Below are 1,746 nucleotides of genomic sequence, written 5' to 3' on the forward strand. Positions count from 1 at the left end.
CACGCTTTTCACCACGGCGCGCTCTTGCGCCGCGACGCCGTCATTGGCGGCCTGCGCCCTCGGCGTGTCGCACAGCGACGGCGCCTCGCGCCACCACAGCGCGCGGGCAACGCAGGCGTCCGCGAAGCTGCCGCCGATCGGCGTGTCGCGGATGACGGCGGTTTCGACACCAGCCTTGCTGAAGGCCTGCAGCGTGGAGCGCAGGCCAGCCTGCCAGCGCGCGGTCTCGGCCTGGCGGCTGGCGGCGGACATGTCGCGCGTCAGATTGCCGATCGAGAATTCCGAGATCACCACCAGGCGCGGCTTGCGGCGGATGATGTCTGAGATCGCCTGTTCGCGCCAGGCGTCGCATTCGGTGTAGTCGCGCTTGAGCACGGCGTTGAAGGTCGACAGCCGCGAGGCGCGGCACGAGGATTTGAGGTAGGTGACGACTTTGGTGTCGTTGCGTTTTGCCGCCGCGACCAGCGGCGTCGACCAGTGGTCGGCATGCGAATCGCCGAACAGCACGATGGTGTGGGCGGCGTCGGCCGAGCCGAAGGTGCAAGGTTTCGGTTTCACCGTGTGGAAGTCGAGCAGGCAGTTCTTGTCGACGGCGCGCGCGATGGAAGGCTGTTCGGCCGCCTCCTCGATGCCGCGCTGGGTGGGGTCGATGTTGCGCGTCGCCAGATGCGCGTTGGCGTAGGCCGCCGCCACGCCGGCGGCGGTCAGCACAAGGGCCGGGGCGAGGGCAAGCCCTGGAAAAAGCCGAAGCGGTTTTGCGCCCGCGCCGGCGTTGAACCGAAAGGCGCGTGCGGCGGCCGCCAGCCAGTCGCCGCGCCGCGCCGGGTTCTCGATCAGCCGGTAGGTAGCCGCCGACAGCGCCAGCGCCAGCACGGCGCAGCCGAGGCGCTGCGCCACGCCGAGGTCCGGCTCCAGCATGCCGGCATAGACGATGATGGGCCAGTGCCAGAGATAGAGCGAATAGGAGAGCGTGCCGACCCACTGCAGGGGCGCCAGCGAGAGCATGGCGGCGGGCGCCAGGGCCTGCCAACGGGTGCCGCCAGGAGCGTCGCCCTGCTCGCCGGCACCGCCCAGGAGCACCAGCACGGTGCCGGCCACCGGCAACAGCGCGTACCAGCCGGGGAAGGGCAGGTCTTCGCTCAAGGCGAGATAGGCAACGGCGATCAGTGCCAGGCCCAGCCACCCCTGTGCCGCCCGCAGCCAGGACTGATGCCGCCACAAAGCGGGTGAGGCGAACGTCGCCAGGCCGCCGGCGGCGAATTCCCAGGCGCGCAGCGGCGAGAAGTAGAAGGCCCAGGCCGGCGAGAGGCTGGTGAGCCACAGGCAGGTCGCGAAGGAGCCGAGGCCGACGATGCCGATCACGGCCACCACCATGCGCCGGCCCGGATGCAGCCAGGCGGCGAAGACAAGCAGTGCCGGCCAGACGAGGTAGAACTGCTCCTCCACCGACAGCGACCAGAAGTGGATGAAGGGGTTGCTCAAGGCATCGGCGGCGAAATAGTCGAACGACCAGCGCAGCAGCCACAGATTGATGGTGTAGGCCGCCGCATACATGGCGCCGCGCGAATAGAGCGCCTGTTCCTGCGGCGCCAGGATGAAGGCGCCGGCGGCGAGCGTGGCCAGGATGACGAAGATGGCGGCCGGCAGCAGGCGCCGGGCGCGCCTGGCATAAAAGCGCCACAGGTCGAGCCGGCCGGTCTCCGTGATCTCCTGCATCAGATGCGTTGATATCAGCCAGCCGGAAAT

Annotated in this window: 1 protein-coding gene; it reads right to left on the reverse strand. The window is 69.4% G+C overall.

Features of this window, described 5'->3' with window-relative positions; all coding sequences use genetic code 11:
- On the reverse strand, positions 1-1,746 hold a 1,746-nt coding region (locus tag EOA36_RS34785; RefSeq protein ID WP_145969493.1), incomplete at both ends, for an acyltransferase family protein.

This window comes from Mesorhizobium sp. M8A.F.Ca.ET.021.01.1.1 (genome assembly GCF_003998025.1).
Classification (GTDB): domain Bacteria; phylum Pseudomonadota; class Alphaproteobacteria; order Rhizobiales; family Rhizobiaceae; genus Mesorhizobium.